Annotated in this window: 13 protein-coding genes; 4 read left to right on the forward strand and 9 right to left on the reverse strand. The window is 71.5% G+C overall.

Annotated features, from left to right (window positions below):
* The first annotated feature begins 152 nt into the window (after positions 1 to 152).
* On the forward strand, positions 153 to 1,226 hold the full coding sequence (locus ACZ7MG_RS40525; protein ID WP_471395143.1) for an ABC transporter permease: 1,074 nt from the start codon (positions 153 to 155) through the stop codon (positions 1,224 to 1,226).
* A 37-nt stretch (positions 1,227 to 1,263) separates the two neighbouring features.
* Here the strand turns inward: ACZ7MG_RS40525 and ACZ7MG_RS40530 are convergent, their stop codons facing one another.
* The 6 genes from ACZ7MG_RS40530 to ACZ7MG_RS40555 all read right to left on the reverse strand — a co-directional run bounded on the left by ACZ7MG_RS40530 (position 1,264) and on the right by ACZ7MG_RS40555 (position 9,905).
* The gene (locus ACZ7MG_RS40530) at positions 1,264 to 2,343 is read right to left on the reverse strand and encodes a S1 family peptidase (RefSeq protein ID WP_471395144.1); all 1,080 of its coding nucleotides are present in this window, start codon (positions 2,341 to 2,343) and stop codon (positions 1,264 to 1,266) included.
* A gap of 462 nt (positions 2,344 to 2,805) precedes the next feature.
* The gene (locus ACZ7MG_RS40535; protein ID WP_471395236.1) at positions 2,806 to 3,591 is read right to left on the reverse strand and encodes a slipin family protein; all 786 of its coding nucleotides are present in this window, start codon (positions 3,589 to 3,591) and stop codon (positions 2,806 to 2,808) included.
* A 227-nt stretch (positions 3,592 to 3,818) separates the two neighbouring features.
* On the reverse strand, positions 3,819 to 4,721 hold the full coding sequence (locus ACZ7MG_RS40540) for a S1 family peptidase (RefSeq protein ID WP_471395145.1): 903 nt from the start codon (positions 4,719 to 4,721) through the stop codon (positions 3,819 to 3,821).
* Positions 4,722 to 5,191: 470 nt separating this feature from the next.
* Positions 5,192 to 6,319: an LLM class flavin-dependent oxidoreductase gene (locus tag ACZ7MG_RS40545; RefSeq protein ID WP_471395147.1), complete on the reverse strand. Its 1,128-nt coding sequence runs from the start codon at positions 6,317 to 6,319 to the stop codon at positions 5,192 to 5,194.
* A gap of 82 nt (positions 6,320 to 6,401) precedes the next feature.
* Entirely contained in the window at positions 6,402 to 8,255 is a 1,854-nt protein-coding gene (locus ACZ7MG_RS40550; protein ID WP_471395149.1) for an FAD/NAD(P)-binding protein, read from the reverse strand.
* A 402-nt stretch (positions 8,256 to 8,657) separates the two neighbouring features.
* On the reverse strand, positions 8,658 to 9,905 hold the full coding sequence (locus ACZ7MG_RS40555; protein WP_471395151.1) for a DUF5685 family protein: 1,248 nt from the start codon (positions 9,903 to 9,905) through the stop codon (positions 8,658 to 8,660).
* A gap of 303 nt (positions 9,906 to 10,208) precedes the next feature.
* Here ACZ7MG_RS40555 and ACZ7MG_RS40560 point away from each other — a divergent pair, with 303 nt between their 5' ends.
* The gene (locus ACZ7MG_RS40560) at positions 10,209 to 10,652 is read left to right on the forward strand and encodes a cell division protein SepF (protein ID WP_471395152.1); all 444 of its coding nucleotides are present in this window, start codon (positions 10,209 to 10,211) and stop codon (positions 10,650 to 10,652) included.
* 62 nt (positions 10,653 to 10,714) lie between these two features.
* Here the strand turns inward: ACZ7MG_RS40560 and ACZ7MG_RS40565 are convergent, their stop codons facing one another.
* Entirely contained in the window at positions 10,715 to 11,884 is a 1,170-nt protein-coding gene (locus ACZ7MG_RS40565; RefSeq protein WP_471395154.1) for an acyl-CoA dehydrogenase family protein, read from the reverse strand.
* A gap of 137 nt (positions 11,885 to 12,021) precedes the next feature.
* On the reverse strand, positions 12,022 to 13,635 hold the full coding sequence (locus ACZ7MG_RS40570; protein WP_471395156.1) for an MFS transporter: 1,614 nt from the start codon (positions 13,633 to 13,635) through the stop codon (positions 12,022 to 12,024).
* Positions 13,636 to 13,972: 337 nt separating this feature from the next.
* On the opposite strand from ACZ7MG_RS40570, the gene ACZ7MG_RS40575 reads away from it, so the two are divergent.
* Together ACZ7MG_RS40575 and ACZ7MG_RS40580 are read left to right on the forward strand one after the other, a co-directional pair.
* Positions 13,973 to 15,166, forward strand: coding sequence for a glycosyltransferase family 39 protein (locus tag ACZ7MG_RS40575; protein WP_471395158.1), 1,194 nt, complete (start codon positions 13,973 to 13,975; stop codon positions 15,164 to 15,166).
* A gap of 239 nt (positions 15,167 to 15,405) precedes the next feature.
* Positions 15,406 to 16,467 (forward strand): phosphatase PAP2 family protein, encoded by a 1,062-nt coding sequence (locus ACZ7MG_RS40580; protein ID WP_471395160.1) that lies wholly within the window; start codon positions 15,406 to 15,408, stop codon positions 16,465 to 16,467.
* 124 nt (positions 16,468 to 16,591) lie between these two features.
* Here the strand turns inward: ACZ7MG_RS40580 and ACZ7MG_RS40585 are convergent, their stop codons facing one another.
* Positions 16,592 to 16,807: an I78 family peptidase inhibitor gene (locus ACZ7MG_RS40585; RefSeq protein ID WP_471395162.1), complete on the reverse strand. Its 216-nt coding sequence runs from the start codon at positions 16,805 to 16,807 to the stop codon at positions 16,592 to 16,594.
* Positions 16,808 to 16,851 lie beyond the last annotated feature (44 nt).

Genomic DNA, 16,851 nt, shown 5'->3' on the forward strand with positions numbered 1-16,851 from the left:
TGGGCCGATCAGCGATCAGCCACTCGACTCGACTCGAACATCAGTTCACAGCCTTCTCGCCTCCACCATAGACCACTTTTCGAACTTCTGTACGACAGCCGTTCAGCCCCGTCCCACCTGCGCAAACGTCCTCCGGCCCGGACCGTGGGGACATGACACAGACGCCGGACCGTGGGGAGACGACACCGACGGCCGACCCCGCCCCCAGAACATTCCTGGACGAGCTCAAGGACGGGGTCACCCCACGGGCCACCCTGCTCGTCATCGGGGTGCTCGCCCTGCAACTGCTCTTCATCGCCTCGTACGTGGGGGCGCTGCACCACCCGAAACCCAGGGACGTGCCGTTCGGGGTGGTCGCGCCGAGCGCCGCGGCGGCCGAGCAGGCGGCGACCCGGCTGGAGCGGCTGCAGGGTGAGCCGCTGGACCCGCGCACGGTGGCCGACCGGGCGGCGGCACGCGAGCAGATCGTGGACCGGGAGATCGACGGCGCCCTGCTGATCGACCCGGCCGGCACCACCGACACCCTGCTGGTCGCCTCCGGCGGTGGCCGCAGCCTCGCGAACGCGCTGGTCACGCTCGTCACCGCGCTGGAGAAGTCCGAGGGCCGCACCCTGCGGACGGTGGACGTGGCCCCGGCCGACCTCGGGGACGCCAACGGGCTCACGTCCTTCTATCTGGTCGTGGGCTGGTGCGTGGGCGGCTATCTGTGCGCGTCGGCGCTGGCGATGAGCGCGGGGGCGCGGCCCACCAACATCCGGCGCGGGATCATCCGGCTGGCTGCCCTGGCCCTGTTCGCGATCCTCGGCGGACTCGGCGGCGCGGTGATCGCCGGGCCGGTCCTGACCGCCCTGCCGGGCAGCGTGGCGGCGCTGTGGGGGCTGGGGGCGCTGGTCGTCTTCGCGGTGGGCGCGGTCACCCTGGCGCTGCAGTGCGTCTTCGGGATCGCCGGTATCGGCGTGGCCGTGCTGCTGGTGGTGATCGCGGGCAATCCGAGCGCGGGCGGCGCGCTGCCGGCGCCGCTGCTGCCGCCGTTCTGGGCGGCGATCGGCCCGGCCCTGCCACCGGGTGCGGGCGTCTGGGTGGCCCGCTCGATCGCGTACTTCGAGGGCAACGACGTCACCGGGCCGCTGCTGGTGCTCTCGGCCTGGGCAGTGGCGGGGGCCGCCATCACCGTGGTGATGGCGGCCCTGAAGAGGAAACCGGCAGCCGGCCGACAGGCCGATTGAACAGCCGATCGAAGGATCAGCCGCTCGTCTGATCTGATCAGCCGATCTCCGTATCCGTCGCCGACAGTGCCTCGGTGACGGGCTGGAAGAAGGTCTCGCCGCCCGAGGTGCAGTCGCCGCTGCCGCCGGAGGTGAGGCCGACGGCCTTGTCGCCGGAGAAGAGCGAGCCGCCGCTGTCGCCGGGCTCGGCGCAGACGTCGGTCTGGATGAGGCCGTTGACGATGTCGCCGTTGCCGTAGTTCACGGTGGCGTCGAGGCCGGTGACCGTGCCGCTGTGGACCTGGGTGGTCGAGCCGCTGCGGGTGACCTTCATGCCGACGGTCGCCTCGGCGGCCCCGGAGATGGCCTGGGCGGAGCCGTTGTAGAGGTTGACCTCGCTGGGGTGGTCGACGTCCGCGGTGTACTTGACCAGGCCGTAGTCGTCGCCGGGGAAGCTGGAGACCTCGTTCTCGCCGATGACCTGGCCGCCGGCCGACCATTCGGAGATGCCCTCGGTGCAGTGACCGGCCGTCAGGAAGAAGGGCTCGCCGCCCTTGACCACGTTGAAGCCGAGGGAGCACCGGCCGCTGCCGCCGGTGATGGCGTCGCCGCCCGCGGCGAAGGGCTTGTACTCGCCCTGGGTGCGCCTGAGTTCGGCCTTGGCGCCGAGGCCGTCCACCACCTCGGTGAGTCTCGCCAGCTCGGCCTTGGAGACGGTGCGGTCCGCGGTGACGACGACCTTGTTGGTGGTCGGGTCGGTGGCCCAGGCGGTACCGGGGATGGTGGCGTCCGCCTTGAGGGTGGTCCGGGCGCTCTTCAGCTCGGCGAGGGAGTGCTCGACGATGCGAGCCTTGGCGCCGGCCGCCTCGACGGTCTCGGCGGCGGCCTCGTCCAGCACGTTCACGACGAGGAGCTTGCTCTTCGCGTCGTAGTACGTGCCCGCCGCGTCGGCGCCGAGGTCCGCGTCGAGGGTCAGGGCGAGCTTTCCGGCCGCGGTGATGGAGAGCGCTTTCGGCTCGGGGGCCGGCGCGGTCTCGCTCGCGTTCGCACTCTGGAAGGTCACTCCGGCGGCGACCAGTGCGGCGATGCCCGCACCTGTCACGACGGCACGGCGCCTGGGTATGCGTCGGTGCTTCAACTCACGTCCTCCTGTGGGGGGTTGGCCGCGCGGGGCGTGGGGGCCCCACGCGACCGGAAGTCGTACGGGCAAGGAGGCGACAGACGACAAAAAACGCCGCGTCCATGCCAACTGTGCGGCGCCCACTATTCCTAGGCGCGAGGGGGGCACACAAGGTCGACTTCAGGCCGGACGAGCGACCGGGGCGCACGCCCTCTATGCCGCTACCGTCCGGTAACACCCCACCTCAGGGTCGCGGAGATTCGCACTGCAAACACGGGAAGCAACGACCCCTTCAGCAACGGGTGAGGTCTACTCCTGTCCGAAACTCGCCCCTCGCGTGAGGGAATCAGAGTGCGTGGGTTAAGGGCCTACGGCCCTTTCGGCCCGAAAAAGCACGGGGCGCAGCCCCTGCTTTTTCAGGGGCGCGGGGAACTGCGCGAGAAGCCCCACCGACCCGCACCCGACAATGCGCCGCACCAACTACGGCGCCCCCTGCACCGGCGGAGCCCCTTGCGCCCGCTCAAGGAACCGCAGCAACTCCACCGGAAACGGCAGCACCAACGTGGAGTTCTTCTCCGCCGCCACGGCCACCACGGTCTGCAACAGCCGCAGTTGCAGCGCGGCAGGCTGCTCGGACATCTCCTTGGCCGCCTCGGCGAGCTTCTTGGACGCCTGCAACTCGGCGTCGGCGTTGATGACCCGCGCCCGCCGCTCCCGGTCCGCCTCGGCCTGCCGGGCCATGGACCGCTTCATGGTCTCCGGCAGCGACACGTCCTTGATCTCGACCCGGTCGATGGTGACACCCCACTCCACCGCCGGACTGTCGATCATCAGCTCCAGCCCCTGGTTGAGCTTCTCCCGGTCGGAGAGCAGATCGTCCAGCTCGCTCTTGCCGATGATGGACCGCAGCGAGGTCTGGGCCATCTGCGAGACGGCGAACCGGTAGTCCTCCACCCGGACGATCGCGTCCGCCGCCGAGGTCACCTTGAAGTACACGACGGCGTCCACCCGCACGGTGACGTTGTCCCGGGTGATGCCCTCCTGCGCGGGCACCGGCATCGTCACGATCTGCAGGTTGACCTTCTGGAGCCGGTCGACGAACGGCACGATCATCGTGAAGCCGGGCCCGCGCTCCGCCGGCCTCAGCCGGCCGAGCCGGAAGACCACCCCCCGCTCGTACTGCTTCACGACCCGCGCCGCCGCCGCCACGTACACCGCGCCGACGGACGCGAGGGCCACCCCCGCCGTCACCAGCTCCTCGACCATCACGGCCCCCAGGGTCCGAAGTGGGCGTATATGAGGGAGAACTCAGTCAGGTCGACGGTAACTCCGCCGCCCGAACAAGGGCGAGCCCCCGCACACGATGTGTGCGGGGGCTCGCCTGCTGCCGGCTGCAGCGGGGTGGGACCCGACGCCGGGGGGAAGTGCGCCGGTCCCGTTCGGCCTGATGCGTACGGCCTGGTGAGTGCTACCCGATATGTACCGCCCAGCGCCTAGTAGACGCTGACCCCGTACGCGCTCAGGGCCTCGGTGACCGGCTGGAAGAAGGTCGTACCGCCGGAGGTGCAGTTGCCGCTGCCGCCGGAGGTGAGACCGTACGCCACGCCGTTGCTGCCGTAGAGCGGGCCGCCGGAATCGCCGGGCTCGGCACAGACCGTGGTCTGGATCATGCCGTAGACGATGTCGCCGCCACCGTAGTTCACGGTCGCGTTGAGAGCGGTCACGCGTCCGGTACGGGTACCGGTGGTGGAGCCGGTGCGGATGACATTGGTGCCCACGCTCGGGGTGGCCGCGCTGGTGATGTCCACGCTGCCCGCGGTGCCGTCCTTGGCGATGGTGGTGTTGCTGTAGCGCACGAGGCCGTAGTCGTTGGTCGGGAAGCTCGACCCTGCGGTCGGGCCGAGGACCGTGGTGCGGCCGGAGTTGGAGTACCAGGTGCCCGCGCCGTCGGTGCAGTGACCGGCGGTCACGAAGTAGTACGTGCTCCCGCTGCGGACGTTGAAGCCCAGCGAGCAGCGCCAGCTACTCGCATAGATGGCGTCGCCGCCCTTGATCAGCTTGTTGAACTTGCCCGGGGTCCGCTTGATCGTCAGGGCGTCGGCGTTCTCGCCCGCCGCCTGCTTGATCTGCGCCAGCTCGCCCTGGGAGACGGTGCTGTCGATGGTGACGACGACCTTGTCCGTCGCCGGGTCGATCGCCCAGGCGGTGCCCGGGATATCGGCCTTGAGCACCGATGAGCTGGCGCTCTTGAGCTCGGAGGCGCTGAACGTCTGGGTGCCTGCCGCGTTGGCGGTGGGGACCGTGACGGCGGCGGCGGCCGCGAGTCCGGCGGTCACGGCGATCAGCCGGGTCCGTCTCGCTATACCGCTGCGGGGGGTGGTGCGCGTGATCCTCACTGGTCGTTCCCTCCAAAGGGAAGTCGGGGGCCCGCGTGGGGTCGGGGCCCGTGAGGCGCAGATCAGGGACATCGGTCCGGATTCCGGACACGCCGTGCCCCTGACAAGGCGCTGGGGGGAAGTATTCGGCCGTACCGCCGACCCACGCAAGGGTGCCTTTCGGCCTCTCGGAAACCAACCGGCGCGCCCTCCACGTCCGTTGACCTCACCAGGCCATATGTGCGGGTTCTGTGTGAATGCTGAGCGGCTCCCGGAGTGACCGGCTGACGGGTCGTCGGAGCAGGCCGCAGGGCCCGGGGGCGTCGATCACCACTATCGTCCGCCGCGCCGCAGGACACTCTCCGAGGCGCCCGGTCGGAGTACCCGGGTCCACCGCCCGGGGGTGTCCGGAACTCATCCGTTGGGCCGTTCGGCCGTCAGCTCCCCTCCGGACCCACGGGTCCCACGGGTCCCACCCTCCCCGCCACGGCCTACCGGTTGGCGGGCCGGGTGAGGCCGAGGTGCTCGCGGAGGGTGCTGCCCGGGTAGAAGGTGCGGAACAGCCCGCGGTACTGGAGCAGTGCCACCGTCCCGTTGACGAGTCGTTCCAGGTCACGGCGGGGTTCGACGGGGACGAGGTGGAAGCCGTCCGCGGCCCCGGCCCGGTGCCAGGCGGTGATCAGCTCGGCGAGGTCGACGGGCCCGCCCCGGTACAGCGGGCCGTGCGCGGTCTGCCGGGGCCCGCCCCCGCCGTGCCCCGGCTCGGCCGCGTGCTCGCCACCCCCGAGATCCACCCGCAGACTCACCAGCACCCGCAGCTCATCGGGATCCCGCCCAGCCCCGATCGCCACGTCCCGCAGCTCCTGCCGTACGGCGTCGGCGTGGTCCGGAGAGACCACCCGCACGAGGGCGACATCCGCGTACGCGCCGGCGGGGCCACGGCTCTCCCCCTCGGTCGCGTCGACGACCCGCACGGGATGCCCCTGGAACGGGCGGGGCACGATCGAGGACCCCCGAACGGAGAACCCGGCACCCCCGGCACCCCCGACCCCCTCGACACCCCCGGCCCCCTCGACACCCTCGATGCCTTCGACGCCCTCGAAGTCGACGTGACGCACCTGTCCCCGGTCGATGCAGCGACCGGTCCCGGCATCGCGGACCTCGGCGTCGCCCTCCCAGCCGTCCCAGCCGTCCCCCAACCGGGCGGCAGCGTCGGCCACTTCACCGGCCTCCCGCCCCGGCACGTGGGCGGGCGCCGCGGGCCGCCGTCCGAACAGCCGGGCCTCCGCCTCCGTGCCGGACACCTCGATCCACCACCCGGCGCGCCCCCGGCTGATCCGGTCGAGCGTCGCCACGGCAGCCTGCGGACAGTACGGCTCGGTGTGGGTCGTCGGCACCGCCGGCACCAGCCCGACCCGGCCGGTCTCCGGCGCCACCCGCGCCAGCACCGCCGCCGCGTCCGGCCCCGGCCGCCCGAACGGGTCCCCGACCGTCACGAAGTCCAGCGCCCCCCGCTCCGCCAGCCGCCCCAGCTCCACGAACGCCCCGGCATCACACACTCCCGGCTGATCAATGGCGGCGGCCAGGTGCAACCGCCCCCGACCGTACGACGACCCCATCCCGACCGACCTCTCTCCACCACTCGAACGACACGCCCCCGGGGGCGCCTCTCAGGACGACACGACCCGTTCCGCCCGCCCCTCACGCGGCCGCGCGGCACTCCAGGTCGCGCAGGAACTCCAGTACGGCCCGGGCCGTCGCGTCGTTCTGGCGGAAGGCGGGCCCGCCGGTGCGGGGACGGGTGAAGGCGCCCGGGGTGCGGCTGTTGGTGTAGGGCCCGAGGGCGAACCGCCGGGGGTGCGGGCGCCCGGACCGGTCCAGCACCCGCCCGTCCGCGGGGTCCACGGCGACCAGCCCCTCGGCCGTCTCGACGACGCCCCCCGCGTCGTACAGCCCGCGCAGCAGTCCGTCCCGGACCCGCGCCACCGTCGGCTCCGGCAGCCGGGCCTCGACCAGCGCTCTCGCCTCGACCGACGCCCCGGGCACGGTGGCACCGGACGCCCGGAACACCCCGTCCTCGGCGGTCACGCGCATGTCCGCCCCGACGAAGTGCAGCAGGCCGGCCCGCGACAGGGCGAGCAACTGCCGCAGCCGGGGCCCGGGCGGCCCGGAGGCGAGATAGCTGAAGAACCCGTGCCACCAGGTCCCCACGTCACCGAGCCTGATCAACTGCCCGTAGACGGACAGCAGTCCGAAGAAAACCCCCAAGTCGGCGCTGAAGGACGGATCATGACGGCGTCTCAGATCGTCCTCGACATAGCCGCGCAGCCCGTCCTGGAACTCCTCGTACGACCCGTACCGCACCCCCTCCAACGGCCGGTCCACCGCGGCGAGGTCGAGCCGGTCGGCCGCGTCCGGGACCGCCGACGCCGCCAGCGCCTCCCGCTCCCCGGTGTCCACCGCCGCCGCGTACTTCTCCTCGAAGTCCGCCCAGGCCATGGCGGTCCGTTCGGGATGGGCGTGGAACAGCCGGTGGTAGTGCGCGAATCCCAGCTCCTTCTCCACGGCCGGCCACACATCCCGCCGGAAGTCCAGCCCGCCGACCCGGCCCGCCCGTTCCAGCAGCTCGTCGACCTCGGCCGGCCCGAAGAACCTCGGCAGCGGCGGCCGTTCCCCCTCCAGGTCGTAGCCGATCTTCGAGTGGTACGGCACCCCGCGCCGCGACCCGACGTACAGCACCGGCTCCCGCCCGGACGGGTGGTACGTCAACTCCCCGTCGGGATCGTCGGGATCGTCGGCGCCCCCTTCATAGCGCCCGCCGCGCCCCTCCGTCAGCAGCACCATGAGGTCGACGAAGGCGAGCCCGAAGCCCCGCACGAGCACCGGTTCGCCGGGGGCCAACGCGGACAGGTCGCTGTCGGCGGTGAAGTCGGGCGGCAGATGGACGAGCCCGTGGGTGCGGGCATACGCCGCCAACTCCCGCTGTTCGTCGTCGAGTTCGGCGTCCAGATGGCCGAGTGCGAGGACGACGAGGTCCGCGGGCAGCGGCCGTGGGCGCCCCTCCAGCCACACCTGCTGTCGCCCCTCGGGCGGCCCGTCGATCCGCAGCGCCCGCCGCGGGTGATGGTGGACGGCGACCCCCTCGGGCAGGTCGGCCACGGCACTGTCGTGGACCCAGCGCAGATACTCGCCCTGGGTCCGCCGGTCCGAGAAGGTCCGCCCGTCGAGACCCGCCCACTCGTGCAGGGTGGGCCCCTGCCGCACGGGCCCCTCCATCCGCACCGTCTCGTCCGTGAACATGGTGATGTCCTCGGCCTGCGAGTTCATCCACAGCAACGGCGACTGGTCCGCCCGCCAGATACGCCCGGCACCCGGCGCGTGCGGATCGACGAGATGGATGTCGAAGCCCGTACCCGCGTACAGCGCACCGGCGTTGGCGGCGATCCGCTCGATGAGCCCGGTACCGCGCGGCCCGGCACCGACGATCACCAGGGACGGCCGCGGGGCACGCGGAGCGGGAAGAGAAGCAGAGGCAGAGGCAGAGGCAGACGGCATGCGAGAGGCTCCGTGATGTCCGAGTCGAACACGGGTGCCTTCACACGGAGCGCGTCCAAGGACGTCCAGAACGTGGACGGGAACGCGAGCGACCGAGCCCCTCAGCAGCGGTCTGTGCCGAGAGTACGGCGGTCTTTCCCCCCACTGTCAAGGTTGTCCGAACTGTGAGCGCTACGTCTCAAGTCGGTTGACGCGCAATCGGATGCCTGTTCCACTTACTCCATGCATCCGCAGCAGTGGCTGGTCAAGCGCTCCCACATCGACCTCGGTCGCGTGTGGTCCTCCTCCTGTTGAGCTGAGCCGACCCCACCGCGCGCCCCGATTCCCGAGGGGCGCCGTTCGTGTTCTCCCTCTCGGCCTTCACACGCGCGCCCCTCCCCTCGCGTTCCCTCTCTCCTTTCCTCAGCAGTCGCAACCGCAGCACTCGCACGCGTCACAGCAGTCGCAGTCCCGGCAGCAGCCCTCGCGCTTCTTCCGGGACCAGGGGCCCTCGTACTCCTTCGCACAGCACATCTGGCAGGTGCAGCACAGCAGGGTGAACATCCCGCACCCCGCCCAGAACCCCCGCCGCCGCGGCGGCTGCGGCCCCGGCACACCACCGAAGCCACCGCCCCCACCACCGCCGCCGAAGGGGTTCCCACCACCACCGCCGAAGGGGTTCCCACCGCCGCCGGCATACGGATCGCCGGCGCCGCCCGCGTACGGATTCCCCGGCCCGGGCACCGGCGCCTGACCGTGCTGATGTGCTCCGCCGTACTGCTGTGCCCCGCCGTGCTGATGCGCCGCGCACATCGGCACCGTCCCGAACGCCCGGTCCACCGACCTGCGCAGTTCGTGCACGAGCAGCAGATGGGCCAGTCGGCCGTCCGTGAACTCGGCCTCGCGCAGGGCGAGCCGGATGCCGTGCAGCGCGTCGTCGGCGAGCCGCCGTGCCTCGGTCATCGAGGTCCCCGTCGCGGTCAGCGGATTCCACGCGCCGGCGGCGGCGTCGGCGGTCCGGTCCTCCACCGCGTCCAGCAGATGGGCGAGGCGTCCGAAAAGGCGTCCGGCCTCGGCGAGCGGTGGGGCGTTCTCCGGCCGTCCGGCCAGGATCGCGGTGTGCGCGAAGGCCGCCGCGGTCGCCGTCTCGGTCGGCTCGGTGACCGTCAGCAGCGGGGTGCCGGGACCGGCCAGCGCCTCGATGCCGATCTGCCGGTCCACGGCGTCGACCAGCACCGCCGTGTCGAACCCGATGTCCGCCCCCGTACGCGCTCCCGCGCTCCCCCAGTTCGTCGCGACCCGGCGCGCGGCGCGCGCGACCGGCTTGCGCGCGAGCAGTCCGTCCCCGTCGGCCACATGGTCACGCACCTTGGCCGAGGCGAGCACCAGCGAGACGGCGGCGGCGAGCCGCGCGCCCCCGCCCTGGGCGACGGAGGCGGTACGCATCCCGCGCAGCGGACAGGGCCCGGCGGTGCGCCGCCCTCCCGTGCCGCGCTCGGCCTGAGCCTCCGTCAGAACCGAGACCAGCAAACCGTCATAGTTGGTGACGATCCGGGCGAACTGCCCGTGGTCTCCGCGCAGTGCGAGACAGAGTCCGCACAGATGCGCCATCCATTGCGTCCACAGCCCGTCGCTGAGCCGGTGGCCGCAGGGCCTCACTATTCCGAACACGACACTCCCCCGTGTCTCCCCGTGCCTTCACACACCCGTCGGCGTGGCCGCATCGTAGCCGCCGGAACGTTCACCCGGACGGACCGCGACTCACCCAAACGCCGCGAACAATATTATTTCACTCCCTGTCAGCGGGTGTGTACAGCGGAGCCCTTGGGGCACATGGACTCTCGACGAATTCGTTCTGCACCAGTACCGTCACGAAACCCCCGTGCGGCGTCTATCCACTTGGCGAGACATCCGCATCATGGACGACGATAGGGATGCGGAAAGCACGAAAGACCGCTGCGAGAGGAGGCGTCCATGGGATCGGTGCGCAAGGCGAGTGCCTGGCTTGGCCTCGTCGACGACAACGACGACGAGCGTTACTACGACGACGACTACGCCGATGAGCGGGAGTCCGGCTCCGGCGAGGCCTGGGTCACCGACCCTCGTGTCAAGGTCGCGTCCGAGGCCGCGCAGGACCACGGCCGCCGGATCGGCACGGTCACACCGGACAGCTTCCGTGACGCCCGGCACATCGGCGAGCTCTTCCGGGACGGCGTCCCGGTCATCATGAACCTCACGAACATGGAGTCCGCCGACGCCAAGCGGGTCGTGGACTTCGCGGCAGGCCTGATCTTCGGTCTGCGCGGTTCGATCGAGCGGGTCTCCAACCGCGTGTTCCTGCTGACCCCCGCCGACACGGAGATCGTCAGCGGCGAGGTCGCGAGCCGTCCGGTGGACGGTTTCTTCAACCAGAGCTGAGGCAGGGCCGCCTGTCGGCCCTGCCTCCGGCATCCGGGCGTGCGACGCGGCTCAGACGTGGCTCACCGGAAGGCGTCGAGACCGGTGAGCGCCTTGCCCAGCACGAGTTGGTGCATTTCGACGGTGCCCTCGTAGGTGAGCACGGACTCCAGATTCGTCGCGTGCCGCATCACCGGGTACTCCAGGGAGATCCCGTTCGCGCCGAGAATCGTGCGGGCGGTACGGCAGATCTCGATCGCCTCCCGTACGTTGTTCAGCTTGCCGAAACTGATCTGCTCGGGACGGAGCCGTCCCGCGTCCATCCGCCGCCCCAGATGGTGGGCGAGCAGAATCCCCTTGTGCAACTCGACCGCCATGTCGGCGAGTTTGGCCTGGGTGAGCTGGAATCCACCGATCGGCTTCCCGAACTGCTCCCGCGTCTTGGCGTATTCCACGGCCGACTGGAAACTGGCGCGCGCCGCACCCATCGAACCCCACACGATTCCGTAGCGGGCGTGCGAGAGACAACTCAGCGGGCCTTTCAGCCCCTTGACCTCCGGCAGTACGGCGTCCCCGGGCAACCGCACGTCGTCCAGGACGAGTTCACTGGTGACGGAGGCGCGCAGGGACCACTTGTGCTTGATCTCCGGCGCGGAGAACCCGGCGGTGTCCGTCGGTACGACGAAGCCCCGGATGCCGTCGTCGGTCTGTGCCCAGACGACGGCGACCCCGGCGACGGAGCCGTTGGTGATCCACATCTTCCGGCCGTTGAGGATCCAGTCGCCGCCGTCCCGCTTGGCGTACGTACGCATCGACGCCGGGTCGGACCCGTGGTCGGGCTCGGTGAGACCGAAGCACCCGATCACCTCACCGGAGGCCATCCGCGGCAGCCAGGTCCGCTTCTGCTCCTCGCTGCCGAACCGGTGGATGGCGTACATGGCGAGGGAGCCCTGCACGGAGACGAGCGAGCGGATCCCCGAGTCCGCGGCCTCCAGCTCCAGACAGGCGAGCCCGTACTGTACGGCGCTCGCCCCCGCGCACCCGTACCCCTGGAGCGACATCCCGAGGGCCCCGATCGCCCCCAACTCCCGTGCCAGCTCCCGGATCCGGGGCAGTTCCCCCCGCTCGTACCACTCGGCGACATACGGCATCACCCGCTCCCCGGCCCACCTCCGCACGGTGTCCCGCACGGCAAGGTCCTCGGGTTCGAGCAGATCATCGAGGCCGAGGAGATCGGCAGGGTCGAAGCTCACGGGTGCACCTCCGGCTCATAAAACTAGCGACGCTAACCACCGTACCCATCCACCCACTCAGCCGCAGCGGCACCCGGCAAGCGCCGGTGAGCGAAACCCCGCCCATGCTCAGCCCCGGCGGAGGGTGCCGAGACAGCTCAGCGCACCGACTCCGCCCGTACAGGCGCGGCGGCGGCAGCCTCCCGCGGCCCCGGCACCTCCGCGGAAGCACCCCCGCACTCCATCCCCCGAGGCAGCCGCAGCGCCATCACCGCGCCGAGCACCAGCAGTGCCGCGCTGACCAGCAAGGTGATGTGCAGCCCGTGCACGAACGAGTCGCGCGCGGCGTGCCGCAGCGCCTCCCCCGAGGACCCGCCCAGCCGGTCCGCGACCTCGTACGCCTCGCCGAGCGAGTGCCCGGCGGCGGCGGACGCCGACGACGGCACCCCCGGCACGGACGACAACCCGGGCGCGTACGCCGCGTTCATGACGCTGCCGAGGAGGGCGATCCCGATGCCGGCGCCCAGCTGGTAGGAGGTCTCGCCGATCGCCGCCGCCCCGCCCGCCGAGGACGCGGGCGCCTCGCTGAGCATGGACTCGTACGCCCCGAAGAGCGTCGTCTCCAGCCCGAAGCCGAGCAGCACGAACCCGGCGAGCAGCAGCCCCGCGTTGTCGTGGCGCCCCATCGCCGTCAGCAGGACGACCGCGAAGGCGGTGAGGCAGAAGCCGAGGGAGACCATGCGGCGCGGCCCGAAGCGGTGCAGCAGATGGGAGCCGACGAGCCCGGCCGCCATCGCGGCGATGGTCAGCGGCAGCAGCCGTAGACCCGTCTCCAGCGGGGACAGGCCGAGGACCAGTTGCAGATACTGCGCGGCGATCAGCTCCAGGCCGACCAGCGCGAGCATGGCCAGCACGATGCAGCCGACGGAGGTGCTGAACGCGGGGCGGGCGAACATCCGCAGGTCGACCAGCGGATGCGCCCGGCGCCGCTGCCGTCGTACGAACGCGGTCAGCAGTCCGCCGCCGGCGAGGAGGGCGAGCGCGGTGCCCGGGTCGAACGGCGGGTGTCCGCCGCCGAGCCGCTTCACCGCGAGGACGACGCCGAAGAGGCCGACGGCCGCCATCAGGGCGCCGACCACGTCCCAGGGGCCGTCGCGGTCGCCCGTCGACTCGGGCAGCAGGAGCCGTCCGATCGGCAGGCTGACGAGCATCAGCGGGATGTTGACGAGGAAGACCGAGCCCCACCAGAAGTGCTCCAGCAGGAACCCGCCGAGCAGGGGTCCGACGGCCGCGCCGACGGCCGCGACCGCGCTCCAGATGCCGATGGCGAGGGCCCGTTCGCGCCGGTCGGGGAAGACCTGGCGCAGGATCGACAGGGTCGCGGGCATGATCATCGCGCCGCCGACGCCGAGCAGGGCGCGGGCCGCGATCAGGACGTGCGGGTTGTCGGCGCAGGCCGCGAGGGCGGAGGCGACGCCGAAGAGGGCGTATCCGAGCAGGAGGATCCGTCTGCGGCCGACCCGGTCGCCGAGCGTGCCGAAGAGGATCAGCAGCGAGGCGCAGACCAGCGGGTAGACGTCGACGATCCAGAGCAGCTCCATGGCGCTCGGCCTGATGTCCTCGGTGACCGCGGGCACCGCCACGTGCAGCACGGTGGCGTCGACGGCGACCAGGAGCAGGCTGACGCAGAGGACGACGAGGACGACCCAGCGGTTGGCATGGGCCCCGGTGTCCCGACGGCGGAGTGCGGCGGCCGTGGGCGTCCCGGACATGTACGTACCTCCCAGATGCTCTCGCGTTCGGCGGAACCAGCGGGGTGGGGACTCCCCGGCGGTCACGGCCCGGGAGGAGCGGTGGTCCCGGGCCCGCGCATCGAATGGCGAGCGAGCCGTCAGCGTACGCGAGTCCCGGCCGGTGAAAGGTGGCGGGTGTCTCATGGAACCCTCATGCGAGGTGTGGCATACGCCACGCCGCGGGCCGCCCACCGGTCCTCCATGACTCCTTCATCACTCGTCCGTGGTGCGTCCGTCACGGTCCATCACGGCTCCGTCACCGACGACCACGGGACCGTGTCCCGGCCGGTTCCCGACTCCGCCGATAATCGAGCGCGTGACCGATCTTGCTACGCGCCCGGCGCCGCCTCTGCTGAGCCGGGCCGCCCCCGCGCTCCTCGGGTACGCCGCCGTGCGCGCCCTGGGCCTCGTCGCCCTCGCCGGGTGGAGCGCGGCGCGGGACAAGAGCGCCCTGACACTGCTGTCGGCCCGGTGGGACTCGCTCTGGTACACCCGTGTCGCCGAACTCGGTTACGGCTACGAGGTGCGCCTGCCGGGCGGCGACGTCCACTCGAACCTGGCGTTCTTCCCGCTGCTGCCGTGGCTGGAGCGGGCGGTGTCGGCGGTGACCCCGCTGTCGTACGCCCACGCCGGCCTGGTCGTCGCCACCCTCGCCTCGCTCGCCGCGGCCTGGGGGATCTTCGCGGTCGCCGACCGGGTGTACGGGCGCCGGGTGGGGGTGTGCGCGGTGCTGCTGTGGGCGGTGCTGCCGGTGGGGATCGTGCAGTCGATGGCGTACACGGAGTCGCTGTTCACCGCGCTGGCCGCCTGGTCGCTGTACGCCGTGCTGACCGGCCGCTGGGTGGCGGCGGGTGCCCTGGCCGCTCTCGCCGGGCTGACCCGCCCGGTGGGGCTGGCGGTGGTCGCGGCGGTCTGGGCGGCGGCGGTCGTGTCGTACGTACGGGAGCGGCGGCTCGAACCCGCTCCGCCGTCCGTACGAAGCCGGAGTGCGGAGGCATCGGGCGGCGCTCGGCTCTGGCCGCGCGCCCTCGGTATGGTCCTCGCGCCCCTGGGCGCCGGTGGCTACGTCCTGTGGGTCGGCCATCGCACGGGCAAGGGCCCGCTCGGCTATCTCCACGTCCAGGCGGGGTGGCGCAACGGCTTCGACGGCGGCTACGCCTTCGCCCGTTTCGTCGCCGAAAAGTTCACGTCGTTCCCGTCCGCCCTGGCCGGTGTCGGACTGATCATCGGGGTGGCGTCGCTCGTCTGGCTGTACGTGGTGTGCGTAAGACAAGGACAGCCGCTGCCGCTGCTGGTCTACGCGGGGGTCGTGACCGCGCTGGCGCTGTGCGCGTCGAGCTACTTCGGCTCCAAGCCCCGGCTGCTGATGCCCGCGTTCCCGCTGCTGCTGCCCCTCGCCCGCGCCCTGGCGAACGCGCGTACGCGCAGGTCAGCGGCGATTCTCGGGGCCGTGGCGGTGGTGTCGGCGGGCTACGGGGCGTTCTGGCTGAATGGCTCCGGCCCGCCCTGACCCGTCTGCCACGGAGGGCGAGCGAACGGGTAATTCCACGCAAGCATTCGGTGAACGAATTCAAAAGGGCCGTAAAACGACCGCTCAGTATTAGGCCATGGAATTGAAGGCCAAGTGGCGCAACGATTCGTCATTCAGCAGAAATAAACATCAATCTGAGAGCAATCCCACATCACGGCGTCATCACAAAGCCGGTGATTCACGCCGCGTCGGAGCTCACTCGCTGTAACGTCGATTGAGTGCGTACCGAACTAAAGCCGACCCGTCTGGACCGGGTCTTCTCCAGGCTGGACCGTGAGCCGGAACGACCGGCCCACATCGATGTGCCGGTGATGACCCGGCACCGGGTGGTGCTCTTCGGCTCCACCCTGGCCTTCTACGTGGCCATCGTGTGGGCCGTCGTGATCACCTCGTGGCTGGTCCGGCTCGACTGGCAGATCATGTTCTTCCGGCCGTACCAGCAGTGGCAGCAGATCCACGCCTTCCTGGACTACTACGTGGTCCTCGGCCAGCGCGGCCCCACCGCCGTGATGGTCGCCGCCTGGCTGGGCTGGCGCTCCTGGAGACAGCACACCCTGCGGCCGATGCTGGCCCTCGGTGTCTCGCTGCTGCTGCTGAACATCACGGTCGGTGCCGCCAAGCTCGGCATGGGCCGGCTCGGTCCGCACTACGCCACCGAGATCGGCTCCAACGAGATGTGGCTCGGCGGCGACATATTTCCTTCGGGCCATACCGCCAACGCCGTGGTGACCTGGGGCATCCTGGCCTATCTGGCGTCGACGCCGCGGGCCAGGCGCTGGCTGTCCGCGCTCTCCGCCGTGATCTCGCTCGGCGTCGGACTCACCACGGTCTACCTCGGTACGCACTGGTTGAGCGATGTCCTGCTGGGCTGGGCCGCCGGTCTGCTGATCATGCTGGCGCTGCCCTGGTTCGAGCCGCTGATCGCCCGCGCCGAGGCCTGGCTCTTCTCGCTGCGGGACTCCTGGCGCGACCGTCGTACGGCATCCGCCCCGGCATCTGCCCCGGCGTCCGCGCCCGCGTCCGCGCCGACGCCCGCCGCCGTGGGCAGCGTGGGGGCCGCCCCGCTGCGCACGCCCGGCGAGGAGCCCGCGACCGCTCGGGAGACCGGGATCGCGGCCCGCGCCGCCCACCCGTCGATCGTGCCCGTGCATCTGGCCCCCGGACCGCATCTGAGCAGGTCGGAGCGGGCCCCGGTCACCCCGGCCGGCTCCCGCCGGCCGCCGCACGCGGACCGGGTCGCGCACAACGCGACCTCGGCCCGCCCCCTGGCGGGCGGCTGACACGAGACAGCGGGGCCGGTACGCACAGCCCATGCCCCGCACCGTCCCCACCGCCGCACGGCGAAGGCCCGGCTCCCCATCGGAGCCGGGCCTTCGCCCGTCCTGGACCTGACCCGACGCGCGGTCAGCCCTTCCAGGCGCGCCTCACCCGGCCGTCCTCGACCTCCAGGTTCAGCCGGCCGAAGCGGTACTCCATGGTGATGATCGCGCCCGGCGGCAGCTTTCTGACGGTGGACCAGCCGCGTTCCACGGCGCGGCGCTCGGCGTTCGGCGCCTCCAGGCCGACGTAGGCGTCGGGGTCGTCCCGGGGCTCTTCGGAGGGGGTGGGAATGGGTGCCATGCCCGCCACGGTAGGCCGCCGGAGGTCCCGCTGTCCTCCCGCAG

The sequence above is a fragment of the Streptomyces sp. NPDC107538 genome (genome assembly GCF_055657445.1).

Coding starts and splice junctions, on each gene's coding strand:
- ACZ7MG_RS40585 (WP_471395162.1), bottom strand. CDS start 16,807: ATGGCACCCATTCCCACCCCCTCCGAAGAGCCCCGGGACGACCCCGAC.
- ACZ7MG_RS40570 (WP_471395156.1), bottom strand. CDS start 13,635: ATGTCCGGGACGCCCACGGCCGCCGCACTCCGCCGTCGGGACACCGGG.
- ACZ7MG_RS40525 (WP_471395143.1), top strand. CDS start 153: ATGACACAGACGCCGGACCGTGGGGAGACGACACCGACGGCCGACCCC.
- ACZ7MG_RS40535 (WP_471395236.1), bottom strand. CDS start 3,591: ATGGTCGAGGAGCTGGTGACGGCGGGGGTGGCCCTCGCGTCCGTCGGC.
- ACZ7MG_RS40550 (WP_471395149.1), bottom strand. CDS start 8,255: ATGCCGTCTGCCTCTGCCTCTGCCTCTGCTTCTCTTCCCGCTCCGCGT.
- ACZ7MG_RS40560 (WP_471395152.1), top strand. CDS start 10,209: ATGGGATCGGTGCGCAAGGCGAGTGCCTGGCTTGGCCTCGTCGACGAC.
- ACZ7MG_RS40545 (WP_471395147.1), bottom strand. CDS start 6,319: ATGGGGTCGTCGTACGGTCGGGGGCGGTTGCACCTGGCCGCCGCCATT.